The following is a 15807-nucleotide window of genomic DNA, read 5'->3' on the forward strand; positions in this document are numbered from 1 at the left end:
GCCACTGTCAGTGGCCGGGTGCAGACTGGCTCACATCCGGCACAACGGCGTATCGGGAGGTCTCGACCATGACCGACGTACTCCTCACCGTAGGCACCCGCAAGGGCCTCTTCATCGGCCGCAGGCGCGAGGGAAACTGGAAGATCGAGGGACCGCACTTCAACGCGCAGGCGATCTACTCGGTCGCCATCGACACGCGGGGGCCCGCACCCCGGCTGCTGGCGGGCGGCGACAGCGCGCACTGGGGGCCCTCCGTCTTCCACTCCGACGACCTGGGCGAGAGCTGGGTCGAGCCGCAGCGGCCCGCGGTGAAGTTCCCCGAGTTCACCGGGGCGTCGCTGGAGCGGGTCTGGCAGTTGCAGCCGGCCGGGCCCGAGGCCCCGGACGTGGTCTACGCGGGCACCGAACCGGCCGCACTGTTCCGCTCCGAGGACCGGGGCGAGTCCTTCGAGCTGGTGCGCCCGCTCTGGGAGCACCCGACGCGCTCGAAGTGGGAGCCGGGCGGCGGCGGGGAGGGTCTGCACACCATCCTCACCGACCGCCGGGACGCCCGCGCGGTGACGGTCGCGGTATCGACGGCGGGCGTGTTCCGGACGAAGGACGGCGGGGAGAGCTGGGCCCCGGCGAACAAGGGCGTCTCGGCGGTGTTCCTGCCCGACCCGGATCCGGAGTTCGGCCAGTGCGTGCACAAGGTCACCCGGGACGCGGCCGACCCGGACCGGCTCTACCTCCAGAACCACTGGGGCGTCTTCCGCAGCGACGACGCGGGCGACAGCTGGAGCGACATCGGCGCGGGCCTCCCCTCCGACTTCGGGTTCGCCGCCGTCGCCCACCCGCACCGGGGCGACACGGCGTACGTCTTCCCGATCAACGCCGACGCCGACCGGGTTCCGGCGGAGCACCGCTGCCGGGTCTTCCGCACGCGCGACGCGGGGCGCACCTGGGAGCCGCTGACCGTGGGCCTGCCCGGCGGGGCGCACTACGGCACGGTGCTGCGCGACGCGCTCTGCACGGACGACGCGGACCCCGCCGGGATCTACTTCGGCAACCGCAACGGCGAGCTGTACGCGAGCGCGGACGACGGCGACAGCTGGCAGCAGCTCGCCTCGCATCTGCCGGACGTGCTCTGCGTCAGGGCGGTCGCTCTCGGCTGAGTGCGGACGGTGGGCCTCGGCTGACGGCAGTTGATCGCAATGGTCGTATCACCAGTAGAGTGCGGCGCGTGGCAGCACGACCGTTGAAAGAAATCATTGAGCCGGGGTGGGCCGATGCCCTCGAACCCGTGGCCGAACGCATCGCCGCTATGGGCGACTTCCTCCGCGCGGAGATCGCCGCGGGCCGTACGTACCTGCCCTCAGGGGCTCATGTACTACGGGCGTTCCAGCAGCCGTTCGAGGAGGTGCGGGTCCTCGTCGTCGGGCAGGACCCGTATCCCACCCCCGGGCACGCGATCGGACTGAGCTTCGCCGTGGCCCCCGATGTCCGGCCGCTGCCGGGCAGTCTGGAGAACATCTTCCGGGAACTGAACGCGGACCTGGGCCTCCCCCGGCCGTCCAACGGCGATCTCACCCCATGGACCCGGCAGGGGGTGCTCCTGCTCAACCGGGCGCTGACCACCGCGCCCCGGCGGCCCGCCGCGCACCGGGGCAAGGGCTGGGAAGAGGTGACCGAGCAGGCGATCAAGGCGCTGGTGGCCCGGGGCACCCCGCTGGTGTCGGTCCTGTGGGGGCGCGACGCCCGCAACCTCCGCCCGCAGCTGGGCAACTTCCCGGCCATCGAGTCCTCGCACCCCTCGCCCATGTCCGCCGACCGCGGGTTCTTCGGCTCACGGCCGTTCAGCCGCGTCAACGAACTGCTGGAGCGCCAAGGGGCGCAGCCGGTGGACTGGCGCCTGCCGTGACGGCCGGCCCGCCGGGGTCCTCCTCGGTCACCCCGGACGGGTATGTCCTCGGGGTCGACTCCGGCGGGTCGGGGCTGCGGGTGGCGCTGGGCCGGGTGGCTGTGGACGGGCCGCTGTTCACGACCGTCTGTGCCGAACCGGTGCGGACGGGGCCCGGAGGCATCGACGCGGCCCATCTGCTGGAGCAACTTCTGCCCGCGGCGGCGGAGTTGCTGGGCCGGGCGGCCTCGCACGATACCGACGGCACGGACAACGCCCCTGCGGTGGTGGCCGCGTTGGCGATCGGGGCCGCCGGAATGGCCACGCTCGGTGAGCGGTTGCGGGCGGAGCTGCCCGGTGCGCTCGCCGAGGCGCTGGGCGTCCGCCGGCTGGCGCTGGCCGCCGACGCGGTGACGGCGTACGCGGGGGCGGTGGGACAGCGGCCCGGGGCGGTCGTCGCGGGCGGCACGGGCATGATCGCCCTCGGCACGGACCTCACGGAGTGGCACCGGGCCGACGGCTGGGGTCATCTTCTGGGTGACAGCGGCGGCGGCGCGTGGATCGGCCGCGCGGGGCTCGAAGCGGCGATGCGCGCCCATGACGGGAGGCGCGGCGGCTCCCCCGCCCTGCTGGCCCGGCTCCATGCGGTGTTCGGTCCCGCCGAGGGGCTGCCGGGGCTGCTCTACCCGCGCTCCGACCGCCCGGCCGTCCTCGCCTCGTTCGCCCCGGAGGTGGCGGCGTGCGCCGGCGCGGACGAGGTCGCGGCGGGCATTCTCCGGGAGGCGGCCGTCCATATCGCCGAGGCGGCGGCCGCCGTCTGTCCGGCGGCCGGGGCGGAGGACGGCGAAGGCTGCGAAGTGGCCCTGACCGGTGGGCTGTTCCGGATGGGTGAGCCGCTGCTCGGCCCCCTGCGCGAGGAGCTGGCCGGGCTGGTTCCGCAGGCCCGGGTGACCACCGGTACGGGCGATCCGCTGACCGGCGCACTACGGATCGCGCGCGCTCTGGCCGTGGACGGGCTGCGGCTCCCGCACCACCCGACGATGCTGTTCGTGGATGCCGGGGACGAGCCCTCCTCAGGCACGGGGGCGGGGTAGCGGGTCAGGGGCCGGAGCCTGCCACCGTACCGCCGGAAGGGCTGGTGGACGGGGCGACAGACACGGACACTTCACCGGTAGGCCACTCATCGGACATAAGCGGATAGTTAACGCTCGACCGGGCCCTCCCCGAACGGAGGAGGACCCAAAACCAGTAGCATGCGGCGCCATGAGCACCCCCACTGGGCCCGCTTCCGGCCTGCCTGTACGAATGCCGCGACCTCGCCAGTCCGGACGGCACCGCCGCCCGGAGCCGGTGGTCGCACCTGAGGGCGCTGCCGCGCTCGTTCTCGCCGTTCCCGGCACCCCTTCCCCGGCCACGCGCAGCCTGGCCGAAGAAGTGATCAGCATCGCCCGTTCCGAGCTGCCCGGCCTCAACGCGCGGATCGGCTACCTCGACGGTGACGACGCCGAGTACCCCGCCCTTTCGACCGTTCTCGCCCACTCCGCCGCCGAGCGCGTCGCGCGCTACGAGCAGGCCGTCGCCGTCGGCCGTGAGGTCGCCGAGCCCACCGGTCCGGCCGCCGTCGTGGTCCCGCTGCTCGCGGGTCCCGACAGCACGCTGATCCGGCGGATACGGCAGGCCGTGATGGACAGCGGCACGCAGGTCGAGCTGACCGACGTGCTCGGTCCGCACCCGCTGCTCGCCGAGGCGCTGCACGTACGGCTCTCGGAGGCCGGTCTCGCGCGCGCCGACCGGGCCAGGCTGTTCACCGTCGCCACCGCCGCCGACGGCATCGTGCTGGCCACGGTGGGCGGCGAGGAGGCCGTACGGGCCGCCGGGATCACCGGCATGCTGCTGGCCGCCCGGCTCGCCGTGCCGGTGATGGCCGCCGCGCTGGACGTGGAGGGTTCCATCGCCTCGATCGCGGAGCAGCTCCAGGGCTCCGGTTCGGTGCAGCTCGCGCTGGCGCCGTACCTGGTGGGCCCGGAGGTGGACCCCGGTCTGCTGGACGCCGCCGCCAAGGAGGCGGGCTGCGCGACCGCCGAGCCGCTGGGCGCCTACCCGGCGATCGGCAAGCTCGTGCTCTCCCTGTACGCCACGGCCCTGGGCATCACGCCCGCGACCCCGCAGGGCGCCCAGGCGCACTGACCCGCGCAAGCGGACGTACGAGAGCGGATGTACGGAAGCCGCGGTACGGACCGGGTGGTGATTCATCCGGTCCGGGCCGCGGCTTCCGTGCGTCAGACGCGGTACGGGTGGTCAGCCGAGGACGACGCAGGAGGCCGCCGGGACCTCCACCGAGCCCGCGTGCCGCGGGACGCCCGTCTCGGCGTCCACGGCGAACCAGCTGACGTTCCCGGAGCGCTCGTTGGCCGCGTACAGCCACTGGCCGCTCGGGTCGAGGGTGAGGTCGCGGGGCCAGCGGCCGCCGCAGCCGACGGTGGCCACCAGGGCGGCCTTCTCGCCGGTCTCGTCGAGGGTCAGGACCGAGATGCTGTCGTGGCCCCGGTTGGCGGTCCACAGGAAGCGCCCGTCGTGGGCGACGACCACCTCGGACGGGTAGGACCGTACGGAGCTGTCGGCGGAGGACGAGGGCTCGGGCAGCACCGGCACCTCCCCCAGCGGCTCGATCCGGCCCGCCGCCGCGTCCCAGCGGCACACGGTGAGGGCCGGGACCAGCTCGTTCAGGACGTAGGCGTAGCGGCCCGAGGGGTGGAAGGCCAGGTGGCGCGGTCCGGTGCCCGGGCGCAGGGCGGCCTCGCTGTGCGGCTTCAGGGCGCCGGTGGCGGGGTCCAGGGCGCTCACCCGCACCGAGTCCGTACCGAGGTCCACGCCGACCACCCAGCGGCCGGAGGGGTCGGCCAGCACCTGGTGGGCGTGCGGGCCCTCCTGGCGTTCGCTGTCGGGGCCGCTGCCCTCGTGCCGGAGGACCGAGGCGGCCTCGCCGAGCGACCCGTCGGCGAGCACGGGCAGGACGGTGACGCTGCCGGAGCCGTAGTTGGCGGTGACCAGGTGGTCCGCGGCGAGCGCGAGGTGGGTGGGGCCGTCGGCGCCGACCGGCCGTACGGGGCCCAGGAGGGCCGGTACGGCGCCGCTGACGTCGAAGGCGGCCGCCACCCCCGGGGCGCTCTCACCGACCGCGTACAGGACCTCTCCGCCCGGTCCGAGCGCGAGGAACGACGGGTCCGGCACGGCGTCGGAGGACCCGAGCACGGTCAGCGCCCCGGTGCTCCGGTCCACCTCCGCGACGGTGACGCCCAGGCCGCCCGCCGAGGTGAACGACCCCATGAATGCCCGCCCGGTGCTGTTGCCGCCGCCCATCGCACTACCCCACTTCGCCGTCGCCCTGATCTTCGGAGCGACGGTAGCAGGCGGCCCGCTTCAGGTCTGGACCAATCCGCAGGACGGTCGTACAGGGTGCGCGGGGCAGTCGTACGGGGTTGGGGTCGGCAGGCCGGGGGCGGCGGTTCAGTAGAGGCCCTCGGGGGAGGAGTTGGTGGTCTGGAGGGGGCGGATGTTGGCGACGCCGTCGGTGGGCCAGTGGTCGGTCGGATGGCGGAGGGCCTGGTCGCGTTCCAGGATGTTGGGGAGGAAGAGGTCCTCGTGGAGGACGGTGAGCCGTACCCGGCCGACCGTGCCGGGGGCGACCGGGGTCGAGAGGTCGCCCTTGTCGACCACCGCCATGGTGACCTGCGGATAGTTCGGGACGTAGCTGATCAGTTCGCCGTCCTGTTCGATGTCCAGACAGGCCGCGTTGCCGAAGGTGTTGCCGTAGGTCAGTCCGCAGATCCCGCCCTGGAGGGCGGTGGTGAAGGTCCGGTACATGTCGGCGCTCATCTGGGTGCCGCTCAGGCGTACGCCGTCCAGGGCCGCGACCAGTTCGGGCCGGTGCCGGCAGAGGGCCTGGAAGAGGGCCGGGGTGGTGTTGAGGTAGTGGACCCGGCCCTGTCTGAGGACATCGGTGATCTGCTCCAGCAGGTGGGTGGTGTAGTCGTCGACCTCGGCCAGGCGTCCCGTCCGGATGAGGCGCTTGACCCACCGGGGGTCCATGTCCACGGCGTACACCTGCCCGGCGTGGAGTTCGGACACCTCCCGGACGCCGTTCCCGATCAGGTGCGGTCCGGTGGGGGTGGCCTGGAGCCAGGTGCGGCCCGGTGCGAATCCTTCCCGTACGAAGGACCAGCGACGCCAGAGCGCCCGGTGCAGCAGCATGTCAGGGGTGTAGAACGCCCGGCAGGGGGTGCCGGTGGTACCTCCGCTGTCCCAGACCCGTCCGGCCAGCGGCCTGGGCACCGACAGCGGGACGAGGTCTCCGGGGTCCTCCTCACGCAGCCGGTCGAGCGGGAACGGGCCGAAGGCTCCGAGCTGGTCGTAGCGGGTGATGTCGCGGGGGTCGAAGCCCAGCCGGGGGGCCTGCCCGAGCCAGTAGGGGCTTCCGGACACCGGGTCGAAGTGCCGTCGGACCACGGTGCGGGTCCACTCGTCGAGGTCGGTGTCCAGCCATCGCGCGATCCGGTCGTCCGGGGCGGTGCGGGTGGCGGCGGTCACGACAGGGCCGGGGCGCCGGAGAGGTCGATGCCGAGGTCGTAGGCGGTGGTCAGGGCCTGCTCGATGTGCTCGGGCCGCTCGATGTGCACCACCGGGAAGGGGAACGCGAGGATGCCCTCGGGGATCGAGGGGCCCATCACCAGCCCGAGCCGTACGCCCTGCTCCTTCATCCCGTCGTAGACGTCGACCAGGCTGATCGGGTCCGTGGAGTTGCGCTGGAAGAGGTCCCTGACGTCGGCCGCGGTGCGCAGGACCTTGGGCTCCAGGCAGGACAGCAGGGGGATCTCGGGGTCGGTGAAGGGGATCGCCTCGATGCGCGGGGCCATGAAGTCGCGGTAGGGCCGGCGCAGCGGGGTGTGGACGGCGATGGTGCGTCCGGGGAGCGGCACGACCGTTCCCGGTGGGACCTCGGCGGCGAGCGCGCCGAGTGCTTCGGCATGGCCCGCGAGCATCACGATGCGCCGGGTGCCGTCGGCCGTGGGGCCGAAGTCGCCTGCCAGGTGGATGCCGGGGACGTTCTCGCCCGGGTGGGAGGGGGCGCCGTCGGCGAGGGAGCCGAAGGCGATGGCTATCCCCTGCCGCGGGTCTCCGGCGGGCGGTTCCGGGGCGCCGCGGGAGCCTGCCAGCATCTCGAACAGTTCCCGTCGCCCCAGCGATCCGGCGAGACAGCTGGCGGTCATCGCGCCGAGGCTGAGGCCGCCGATGGCCGCGGGGCGCAGGTTGAACGAGGCGAGTACGTCGTGTACGCCGATGGCGAGGGCGGCTTCGCGGACGGTGCCGACGCTCTGGCGCTCCTCCTGGGCGGTCGGGAGGTCTTCCTCCAGGATCTGTCCGACCGTCAGCCCGGTCCACGCGGAGACCTGTTCGTACCAGCTCCGCACGACCTCGTAGGTCCGGTGGAGCTCCAGGCCCCGTGGCTCGGTCCCGACGCCACCGCCGAACAGGTACCCCAGACTCATGACAGCTCCTGTGAATTGGTGTGAAAGGAGGGGCGGCAGTGCAGCCCAGGCGTAGTAGAGCGGAGGTGTGCCCGACAGCGCAATGCCGCAGAATCCGGCGTTCGGCCGGACGGTCGATAACCTGTCTCATGGCGCGATATCGATACGATATCCAGGTCTGGGAAAATCTCCGGCAGCATACGGGCGGAGTGCATTTTCCGCCTTCGGGAGGGATTTTTCGGCCTTCCCTCCGGGAGTGATCTCACGGAGAGAGATCGGTTAACACTGCCCCCGCCCTCTTCTAGGACTCAAGGAATTCCGGGAGGACGCGGGGTGGCCATGCCCCGACGCTCAGCACACCGAGAGAGTGCGCCCGGGAAACCAGAGCAGGCCGGTTCGCGGCCTGGAAATGGCGCATCATCAGCCCGATGCGGTACTCGATGCCCTGCGGGCTCAGATAGAGCGATGCCGCCAGCCGGACGGTCGGGGTGCCGACCGCGACACCTTCCAGGATGCGGACGTCCACGGCGGTCAGCCGCCGGACGCCCGTGGAGCCGGACGGGTCCCCGCCCGCCGGACGGGCCTCGCCGGCGGGCTCGGAACTCGGCGGCCGCGGCGCGGGCTTGATCTTCTCGGAGGTCGCTGACGGTGCCACTTCCCGGTCCCCCTTCTCTGTCGTCCGTGGTCTCAGGTGCGCAGCGTGCCGGCGAGGTGGTCACGGAGCAGGCCGGTCACCTCGTCCGCCCGGCTGCTGAGGTAGAAGTGCCCGCCGGGGAAGACCTTGAGGTCGAACGCGGCCGTCGTGCGGTCGCGCCAGTGCGCGGCCTCGGGGACCGGTGTCCAGGGGTCCTGGTCCCCCACCACGGCGGTGACCGGGCAGGTGACCGCGGCGTCGCGGTCGGCCCGGTAGGCCCCCAGGGCCTGGTAGTCGCCGCGCAGCGCGGGCAGCACCATCCGCAGCAGTTCCTCGTCCTCCAGGAGCCGGGCGTCGGTGCCGCTCATGGCCCTGACCTCCGCCACGATGCCCTCGTCGTCGATCGGGTGGGAGAGCTCGGGCCGGTCCGTGGACGGACCCTTGCGGCCGGAGACGAAGAGGTGGTCGATCCGGCCGCCCGCGCGCTCGATCCGCCGGGCCACCTCGAAGGCGACGAGCGCGCCCATGCTGTGTCCGAAGAGAGTCAGGGGGAGGTCGTCCCAGCGGCGCAGCGCTTCGGACACTTCGTCGGCCATGCGGTGCAGGTCCTGGACGCCGGGCTCCTCCCGGCGGTCCTGCCTGCCGGGGTACTGCACGGCTAGGACATCGACCGGTCCGCGCAGTGCGGCGGATACCGGGAAGTAGAAACTCGCCGAGCCGCCGGCGTGCGGAAAGCAGACCAGTCGGCGCGTGGCCGTCGGCGAGGGATGGAAGCGACGGCACCACAGGTCGCTGTCTAAAGAGAGCGAGGTCATGTCGACCTTTCATTCCTTTCTCGAATATCCGCGCGGGCCGGCGAGCGGTGCTCGGTGATCACGTGGGACATCCTCCACACCGGTGGGCCGGCCAGTACGCGCTAATGCGGGGAGCGCCGAGCGACGATGATCGGCGAGTCACGGGCACCGCATATGACAGCCTGCCATGCCCCTCGGAATGTCAGCAAGTACGCATCTGAGGTTATCCGGCCACGCACGTCCGCGTTCAATTCCGGCTGTTTCTTCGGTAAATGGCGAGAACGTTGCGGTGCGGATCAATCCTGTGGGACTTACTCGCTCCGGCTCTGCGGCAACGGTCCGGCCGGACCCGTGACGGTGGCCCCGCTGTTCCCCCTGTACGGCTACGGCTTTCCCCCTGTACGGGTACGGCTTCCGGCCACCCGGGGCGGCGAACGCGGGGACGGCACCGGCCCCGGCGGAGGCCGCCGGGATGTGGTGGGCGGTCCGGTCCTGGCCTCTGCGCTCGTTCCGCGCAACGTAAACCCGGCATGAGCGCAAGGACCTCGCTCTAGGAATACATCTAGATACAACAGGAGCGCGTTGACCCTTACTTGGTCAGCTAAGACGCTGGAAGCAGTCTTGCCCACCGGTCGTGCGATGCAGAGGACTCCCCTTGAACTTCCTGTTGCTGGGCCCGCTTTCCGTCCGGTTGAACGCGCGTGAGGTACACGTGTCGGCGCCGAGGCAGCGCGTGGTCATGGCAGCGCTCCTCCTCAACGCCAACCGCGTGATCTCGGTCGACCGGATCACCGAGTACGTCTGGGACGGCGCCCCTCCGCCGAGTGCCGCCGCGACCGTCCGCACCTACGTGATGCGCCTGCGGCAGTCGCTGGGCGAGCACGCCTCCGCCCGCATCCTCACCCGGGCGCCCGGCTACCTCCTCGAACTCGGCGAACACGAGAGCGATCTCGGGCAGTTCACCGCCCACCGCAGGCGCGCGGCGGAGCTGGCCGAGCGCGGAGACCTGGAGGGCTCCTCCGCCGAGCTGGCCGAGGCACTCGCCCTGTGGCGCGAGGAGCCACTGGCGGACATCCCGTCGCGGACGCTGCGTGATGTGGAGGGCCGCTACCTCCAGGAGCTTCGCCTGCAGACCATGGAGCTGCGGTTCGACGCGGAGCTGGCGCTGCTGCGGCACGCCGAGATCGTGCCGGAGCTGGTGCGGCTGGTGCGGAAGCACCCCTTACGGGAGGCCCTGGTCGGCAAGCTGATGCTGGCGCTGTTCCGCTCGGGACGGCAGTCGGAGGCCCTGGACCTCTACCGGCGCACCCGGGTGCTGCTCGTCGAACAGCTCGGGGCCGAGCCGAGCGCCGATCTGCGCGAGGTCCACCGGCACATCCTCTCGGCCCACGACCGGGCCGACCGGGCCGACCGGGCCGACCGGGCCCGCAAGCCTGACGCGCTGGAGCAGCCCGTGGCGGCCCCGGAGGCAGCCGTCGCGCCGGTGCCGACCCCTGCCCGGGAAAGATCCTGCTGGCCCGATCCGGCGCAGCTTCCCTCGGTGCCGCTGCCGCTGTCGGCCCGCTCCGACGCGCTGGCGCGGCTCCGGCGCTTCCTCACGACCGGCACGATGCCCGCGGGCATGGTGGCGACGGCGGTGGTGACCGGCCGGGGCGGTGTCGGCAAGAGCGCCCTGGCCCTGCACGCGGCGCACGCCATGCGCGGTTCCTCGGTCCACGGCCAGCTCTACGCGGATCTCGGCGGAGCGGAGCGGCCGCTGACCGCCCGGGCGGTGCTGCCGCGGTTTCTGGCGGACCTCGGTGTGCCCCGGGACGAGATCCCCGGGGAGGAGTCGGAGCGGGAGAGCCTCTACCGCTCACTCACCGCGGGCCGCCGGCTGCTGGTAGTACTCGACAACGCCTCCAGCACCGCGCAGGTACGGCCGCTGATTCCGGGCAGCGGGGGCAGCAGGCTGCTGGTGACCAGCCGACGGCGGCTGGCCGATCTGGAGGGGGCGCGCACCCTTCTGCTCGGCCCGTTGGACGAGGCCGGGTCGCTGGAGCTGCTGGGCAGCATCGTCGGCCCGGCCAGGGTCGGTGGCGAACCACGGGCGGCCCGTACGGTGGTGACGCTCTGCGCGGGCCTGCCGCTGGCGATCCGGATCGCGGGGACCCGGCTGCTGGAGCGCCCGCACTGGAGCATCGGGCACCTGGCCCGGCGGCTCACGGAGGCCCCGCGACTGCTGGACGAACTGTGCGCGGGCGACTTCGGTGTCCGGCCCTGCCTCGACGCCGAGGCCGCCGGGCTCCGGCGGACGGCGCCGACCGGAATCGACCCTGCCGAGGTGTTCGCCGCGCTGGGGGCCGCCGGAGCGGGTTCGGTCTCCAGCAGCAAGGCCGCGGTGATGTTCGGCTGCTCCGAGGCGCAGGCCGAGGAGGCCCTGGACTCCCTGGTCGAGGCGAATCTGCTGGGTGCGCCGGCGGGGGGCCTCTACCGGCTGGACGCGCTGCTGCGGGCGTACGCGCGCGAGCGGGCGCAGGAGGTCTCCGTACAGCAGCGCGATCAGCCGTACATGCGCGCCGGGTGACCGTCCCGGTGGCCCAGCGGGCCTCCCTCCCCTGCCCCCCTTGCACTCGTCCATTCGGATTGCACTCGTCCATTCGGACCTGACCTCCTTCGACCCGACCTCCTTCGACCCGATCTCCTTCGAGAGGACCCCCGCGCCATGGCCGACCAGACAGCAGCCACCCACGACCTGCTCGCCTACGTCCGGGAGGTCTCCCTCCGTGACGACGATCTCCTCAGGGAGCTGCGGGAGACCACCGCTGGCCTACCGGGCGGGACCGCCCTCCAGGTGATGGCGGAGGAGGGCCAACTGCTGGCCCTGCTGGTCGGGTTGACGGGCGCGCGGGCGGTGCTGGAGATCGGTACCTACACCGGCTACAGCACCCTGTGCATGGCCCGCGCACTCCCGGCCGACGGTCTGCTGGTGTCCTGCGACATCGACGACCGGTGGCCCGCCATCGGCGCCGACTTCTGGAAGCGGGACGGGGTCGACTCGCGGATCGACCTGCGGATCGGCGATGCCGCCGCGACCCTGGACTCGCTGCTGGCGGAGCGCGGGCCGGAGAGCTTCGACCTGGTGTTCATCGACGCGGACAAGGCCAACTACGTCCGCTACTACGAGTCGTCGCTGGCGCTGCTGCGCGCCGGGGGTCTGATCGTGGTCGACAACACCCTCTTCTTCGGCCGGGTCGCCGACCCGGCGGCCGTGGACCCGGATACCGCCGGGGTCCGGGCTCTGAACCGGTTGCTGCACGAGGACCCCCGGGTGGAGCTGTCGCTGCTGGTGATGGCCGACGGGATCACCCTCGTACGCAAGCGCTGAAGGCTCGTACGCAAGCGCTGAGGGCGGCGGGCCGGAGCCCGGGAGCACTGGCCGCCGCCGCGGTCACGACGTTCCCGGGTCCCCTTCCGACCTGCTCAGGTCGGGGGCGTCCACGCTCATGACGGTGGACACCACGCGCGGGCCGGGGACCAGGTGCAGGCGCTCAAGTCCGGTGTCCTCCGGAGCCGGTACGAGGATGGCGGCGCACGGGCACGGGGCTTCGTCCAGGCCCTCGAAGCCCGCGAACCGGTAGGCGATCTCCATCATCCGGTTGCGTTCGGTCGCCCGGAAGTCCGCCACCAGGTGGACTCCGGACCGGGCGGCGGCGTCGGCCAGCCAGTTCAGCAGGGTCGCCCCGGCACCGTAGGCGACGACCCGGCAGGAGGTGGCGAGCAGCTTGAGGTGCCACAGGCCCGGGTGCCGCTCCAGCAGCAGGACGCCGACCGCGCCGTGCGGGCCGAACCGGTCGGTGAGGGTGACCACCAGGACCTCGTGCCGGGGGTTGGTGATCAGGCCTCGCAGCACGGTGTCCGGGTAGTGGACCCCGGTCGCGTTCATCTGGCTGGTGCGCAGGGTGAGTTCCTCGACCCGGGACAGCTCCTCACCGGTGGCCCGGCCGATACGCATCCGCAGGTCCAGGGAGCGCAGGAACTCCTCGTCGGGGCCGGGGGCGGCCGCCCGCTCGGCCTCGCGGCGGAAGCCCGCCTGGTACATCTCGCGGCGCCGCCGGGAGTCGACGGTGCTGGTCGCGGGGGTGAACTCGGGGAGGTCGAGGAGGGCGAGGACCTGCTCGGCCGGATAGCACCGTACGTCGGGCAGGTGGAAGGCCACTTCGGCCCGTTCGGCGGGCCGGTCGTCGACGAAGGCGATGGTCGTGAGCGCGAAGTTCAGCCGGTCGGCGATCCGGCGCACCGACGCGGACTTGGCGCCCCACCCGATCTCCGGCAGGACGAAGTACTCGGCCACGCCGAACGCCTCCAGCCGGGCCCAGGCGTGCTCGTGGTCGTTGCGGCTGGCGATGGACTGGAGGATGCCACGGGAGTCGAGCTCGATCACCACCTTGCGTACCTCGTCCGGCAGGTGCACCTCGCCGTCCTCCAGGAGGGTGCCCTGCCAGAGGGTGTCGTCCAGGTCCCAGACCAGGCACTTGACGGTCTCGGCCATGTCGTCCTTCCTCGTCGCGTCGACCGTGGGCCCGCTCATGGTGCCCCCGGAGCGGAGAGGGCGTGCTCGGCCAGCATCAGCCGGCACAGTTCGTTGCTGCCCTCGATGATCTCCATCAGCTTGGCGTCCCGGTACGCCCGGGCCACCGTGTGCCCGTCCCGGGACCCGGCCGAGGCCAGTACCTGGACGGCCGTCGCCGCGCCCCGGGCGGCCTGGGTCGCGCTGACGTGCTTGGCCAGTACGGTCGCCACCACCTGGTCCGGGGACCCTTCGTCCCAGCAGCGGGCGGCATGCTCGCAGGCCCGCGCGGCCACCTGCTCGGCCGTGTAGAGGTCGGCGATGTGCCCGGCGACGAGCTGGTGCTCCGCGAGCGGTCGGCCGAACTGCTCCCGTACGGTCGCGTGCGCGGTGGCCGCCGCGAGGCAGGCCCGCAGGATGCCCACGCACCCCCAGGCGACGGACATCCGCCCGTAGGCCAGCGCGGTCGTCACCAACAGGGCGGGCGGCAGCCCGTGACCGCCCAGGACGCTGTCGGCGGGCAGCCGCACCCCGTCGAGGTGGACGTCCGCGTGTCCGGCCGCGCGGCAGCCGAGTGGGTCGGCGATCCGCTCGACCCTGACGCCGGGCGTGTCGGTGGGCACCACGACGGCCACCGCGCCGTCCTCGTAGCGGCCGACGACGACCAGCAGGTCGGCGTAGTGGGCGGCGGTCACCCACTTCTTGTGTCCGTCGACGACGACCGTGTCGCCGTCGCGGCGGACGGTCGTCTCCATCGCCGCGAGGTCGCTGCCCGCGCCGGGCTCGCTGAAGCCGACCGCCGCCAGTCCGCCACCGGTCAGCCGGGGGAGGTGGGCGGCCGACTGCTCGGCGGTGCCCAGGCGCTGGATGGTCCACGCCGCCATACCCTGGGAGGTCATCACGCTCCGCAGCGAGCTGCACAGGCCGCCCACGTGAGCGGTGTACGCGCCGCCGCGCATGCTGCTGAGCCCCCAGCCGCCGTACTGCTCCGGGACTTCGGCGCACAGCCGGCCCTCGGCGCCCAGTTCGCGGAGCAGGTCCAGCGGGATGAGGCCGGTCCGGTCCCACTCCTCCGCCCGGTCGCCGACCCGAAGGGTGACGGAGGTCATGGCACCGCTCAGGTCCTCACCCATGCCGGCCCCCGGCGGCGGGCACCCGGAGCCGGTCCACCAGCTCCGCCATCCGCCGTACGGTGCGGAAGTTGTCCAGCCGCAGGTCGGCGCCGCGCACGGCGATGGCGTAGGTCTTCTCCAGGTGCACCACCACTTGCATGGCGAACAGGGACGACAGGCCGCCGGCGTCGAACAGGTCGGTGTCGGCGTCCCAGGCGGTGCCGGTGCGCTCCTCCAGGAATTCCAGCAGCTCCTTCTCCAGGTCATGGGTGTTGGGCGTGTTCGCTGTGGTCATGGCCGTCTCCTCGTCGGAGTGATCAGGTGTATCGGAGTGGTCAGGTGGAGTCAGAGTGGTCAGGTGGAGTCGGGGTGATCAGGTGTAGTCGGGGTGATCAGGTGTAGTCGGGGTGATCAGGTGTAGTCGTAGAAGCCGCGCCCGGACTTGCGGCCCAGCCGGCCCTCGCGGACCAGCCGGAGCAGCAGTCCGGTGGGGCGGCAGCCGTCGTCGCCGGTGCGTTCGTGGAGCACGGTGAGGGAGTCGACGAGGTTGTCGATGCCGATCAGGTCCGCGGTGCGCAGCGGGCCGGTGGGGTGTCCCAGGCAGCCCTGCATCAGGGCGTCGACGTCCTCGGCGGTCGCCGTGCCCTCCTCCACGACCCGGGCCGCGTCGTTGATCATCGGGTGCAGAATGCGGCTGGTCACGAAGCCGGGTGCGTCCCGGACGACCACCGCCCGCCGCCGCACCGCCGTGAGCAGGGCCGCCACGGCGGCCATCGCGGGGTCCCCGGTCCGGGCGCCGCGGACCACTTCGGCGGTTCCGATCAGGTAGGGCGGGTTCATGAAGTGGGTGCCGACCAGTTCCTCCGGCCGTTCCAGGGCCCCGGCCAGTTCGTCGACGGGGATGGAGGAGGTGTTGGTGATCAGCAGGGTTCCGGGCCGGACCAGTCCGGAGACCTCGGACAGGACGGCGGCCTTGATCGCGGCGTTCTCGGTGACCGCCTCGATGACGGCGGTGGCCTGGGCGGCGGCCTTGAGCGAGGTGCCGGTGGCCAGGGTGCCGAGGGGCGTCCCGGCGGGCAGGGCGCCCATCAGCTCGGCCAGCCGGAGTTCGCCGTCGATCAGGTCCGCGGCCCGGTCGAGCCGTTCCCGGTCGATGTCGACCAGGTGGACGGGCAGGCCGTGTCCGAGGGCGAGGACGGTGATGCCGACGCCCATCACCCCGGCTCCCAGCACGGTGAGGGCGGGTCGCGGGGGCGGGTCGTCGTACGGGGCCGCGGTCAACGGGTTCTCCTTCGTCTTCACAGGTCGTCCGTC

General features: G+C 72.5%; 15 protein-coding genes. 6 read left to right on the forward strand and 9 right to left on the reverse strand.

Features of this window, described 5'->3' with window-relative positions; translation table 11 throughout:
• The first annotated feature begins 68 nt into the window (after positions 1–68).
• From ACFW9Z_RS28000 to ACFW9Z_RS28015, 4 genes are all read left to right on the forward strand, one after another.
• Positions 69–1154 carry a WD40/YVTN/BNR-like repeat-containing protein gene (locus ACFW9Z_RS28000; protein WP_384645353.1) on the forward strand — a complete coding sequence of 362 codons (1086 nt, stop codon included), beginning with the start codon at positions 69–71 and terminating at the stop codon, positions 1152–1154.
• Positions 1155–1222: 68 nt separating this feature from the next.
• Positions 1223–1900, forward strand: coding sequence for a uracil-DNA glycosylase (locus ACFW9Z_RS28005; RefSeq protein WP_384645354.1), 678 nt, complete (start codon positions 1223–1225; stop codon positions 1898–1900).
• Positions 1897–2973 carry an N-acetylglucosamine kinase gene (locus ACFW9Z_RS28010; RefSeq protein WP_384645355.1) on the forward strand — a complete coding sequence of 359 codons (1077 nt, stop codon included), beginning with the start codon at positions 1897–1899 and terminating at the stop codon, positions 2971–2973. Before ACFW9Z_RS28005 ends, ACFW9Z_RS28010 begins: the two co-directional genes overlap by 4 nt.
• A gap of 169 nt (positions 2974–3142) precedes the next feature.
• Positions 3143–4066 (forward strand): sirohydrochlorin chelatase, encoded by a 924-nt coding sequence (locus ACFW9Z_RS28015; RefSeq protein WP_384645356.1) that lies wholly within the window; start codon positions 3143–3145, stop codon positions 4064–4066.
• A gap of 111 nt (positions 4067–4177) precedes the next feature.
• Here the strand turns inward: ACFW9Z_RS28015 and ACFW9Z_RS28020 are convergent, their stop codons facing one another.
• The 5 genes from ACFW9Z_RS28020 to ACFW9Z_RS28040 form a co-directional block, all read right to left on the reverse strand.
• Positions 4178–5239, reverse strand: a complete 1062-nt coding sequence (locus ACFW9Z_RS28020) for a lactonase family protein (protein ID WP_384645357.1) — start codon at positions 5237–5239, stop codon at positions 4178–4180.
• Between the two features lie 147 nt (positions 5240–5386).
• Positions 5387–6466, reverse strand: coding sequence for an arylcarboxylate reductase (locus ACFW9Z_RS28025; protein WP_384645358.1), 1080 nt, complete (start codon positions 6464–6466; stop codon positions 5387–5389).
• Complete coding sequence (locus ACFW9Z_RS28030; protein ID WP_384645359.1) at positions 6463–7425, reverse strand: ACP S-malonyltransferase; 963 nt, start codon at positions 7423–7425, stop codon at positions 6463–6465. The genes ACFW9Z_RS28025 and ACFW9Z_RS28030 overlap by 4 nt, the downstream gene beginning before the upstream one ends.
• A 280-nt stretch (positions 7426–7705) precedes the next feature.
• Complete coding sequence (locus ACFW9Z_RS28035) at positions 7706–8059, reverse strand: helix-turn-helix transcriptional regulator (RefSeq protein WP_384645360.1); 354 nt, start codon at positions 8057–8059, stop codon at positions 7706–7708.
• A 32-nt stretch (positions 8060–8091) separates the two neighbouring features.
• Entirely contained in the window at positions 8092–8853 is a 762-nt protein-coding gene (locus ACFW9Z_RS28040; RefSeq protein WP_384645361.1) for a thioesterase II family protein, read from the reverse strand.
• A gap of 691 nt (positions 8854–9544) precedes the next feature.
• On the opposite strand from ACFW9Z_RS28040, the gene ACFW9Z_RS28045 reads away from it, so the two are divergent.
• Positions 9545–11398: a BTAD domain-containing putative transcriptional regulator gene (locus ACFW9Z_RS28045; RefSeq protein WP_384645362.1), complete on the forward strand. Its 1854-nt coding sequence runs from the start codon at positions 9545–9547 to the stop codon at positions 11396–11398.
• 138 nt (positions 11399–11536) lie between these two features.
• Positions 11537–12199: a class I SAM-dependent methyltransferase gene (locus ACFW9Z_RS28050; RefSeq protein ID WP_384645363.1), complete on the forward strand. Its 663-nt coding sequence runs from the start codon at positions 11537–11539 to the stop codon at positions 12197–12199.
• 63 nt (positions 12200–12262) lie between these two features.
• On the opposite strand, the gene ACFW9Z_RS28055 is transcribed toward ACFW9Z_RS28050, so the two are convergent.
• From ACFW9Z_RS28055 to ACFW9Z_RS28070, 4 genes are all read right to left on the reverse strand, one after another.
• Positions 12263–13363: an HAD-IIIC family phosphatase gene (locus ACFW9Z_RS28055; RefSeq protein ID WP_384645411.1), complete on the reverse strand. Its 1101-nt coding sequence runs from the start codon at positions 13361–13363 to the stop codon at positions 12263–12265.
• 35 nt (positions 13364–13398) lie between these two features.
• Positions 13399–14514 (reverse strand): acyl-CoA dehydrogenase family protein, encoded by a 1116-nt coding sequence (locus ACFW9Z_RS28060; RefSeq protein ID WP_384645364.1) that lies wholly within the window; start codon positions 14512–14514, stop codon positions 13399–13401.
• Complete coding sequence (locus tag ACFW9Z_RS28065) at positions 14507–14788, reverse strand: acyl carrier protein (RefSeq protein WP_084752324.1); 282 nt, start codon at positions 14786–14788, stop codon at positions 14507–14509. Before ACFW9Z_RS28065 ends, ACFW9Z_RS28060 begins: the two co-directional genes overlap by 8 nt.
• A gap of 116 nt (positions 14789–14904) precedes the next feature.
• The gene (locus tag ACFW9Z_RS28070) at positions 14905–15774 is read right to left on the reverse strand and encodes a 3-hydroxyacyl-CoA dehydrogenase family protein (RefSeq protein WP_384645365.1); all 870 of its coding nucleotides are present in this window, start codon (positions 15772–15774) and stop codon (positions 14905–14907) included.
• Between the last annotated feature and the right edge of the window lie 33 nt (positions 15775–15807).

It is taken from the genome of Streptomyces sp. NPDC059452 (assembly GCF_042750035.1).
Classification (GTDB): Bacteria; Actinomycetota; Actinomycetes; order Streptomycetales; family Streptomycetaceae; genus Streptomyces.

Excerpts from the sequence above, each read along its gene's own strand:
- ACFW9Z_RS28000 (WP_384645353.1), top strand. The coding sequence starts at position 69 with ATGACCGACGTACTCCTCACCGTAGGCACCCGCAAGGGCCTCTTCATC.
- ACFW9Z_RS28015 (WP_384645356.1), top strand. The coding sequence starts at position 3,143 with ATGAGCACCCCCACTGGGCCCGCTTCCGGCCTGCCTGTACGAATGCCG.
- ACFW9Z_RS28020 (WP_384645357.1), bottom strand. The coding sequence starts at position 5,239 with ATGGGCGGCGGCAACAGCACCGGGCGGGCATTCATGGGGTCGTTCACC.
- ACFW9Z_RS28030 (WP_384645359.1), bottom strand. The coding sequence starts at position 7,425 with ATGAGTCTGGGGTACCTGTTCGGCGGTGGCGTCGGGACCGAGCCACGG.
- ACFW9Z_RS28040 (WP_384645361.1), bottom strand. The coding sequence starts at position 8,853 with ATGACCTCGCTCTCTTTAGACAGCGACCTGTGGTGCCGTCGCTTCCAT.
- ACFW9Z_RS28050 (WP_384645363.1), top strand. The coding sequence starts at position 11,537 with ATGGCCGACCAGACAGCAGCCACCCACGACCTGCTCGCCTACGTCCGG.
- ACFW9Z_RS28055 (WP_384645411.1), bottom strand. The coding sequence starts at position 13,363 with ATGGCCGAGACCGTCAAGTGCCTGGTCTGGGACCTGGACGACACCCTC.
- ACFW9Z_RS28060 (WP_384645364.1), bottom strand. The coding sequence starts at position 14,514 with ATGGGTGAGGACCTGAGCGGTGCCATGACCTCCGTCACCCTTCGGGTC.
- ACFW9Z_RS28065 (WP_084752324.1), bottom strand. The coding sequence starts at position 14,788 with ATGACCACAGCGAACACGCCCAACACCCATGACCTGGAGAAGGAGCTG.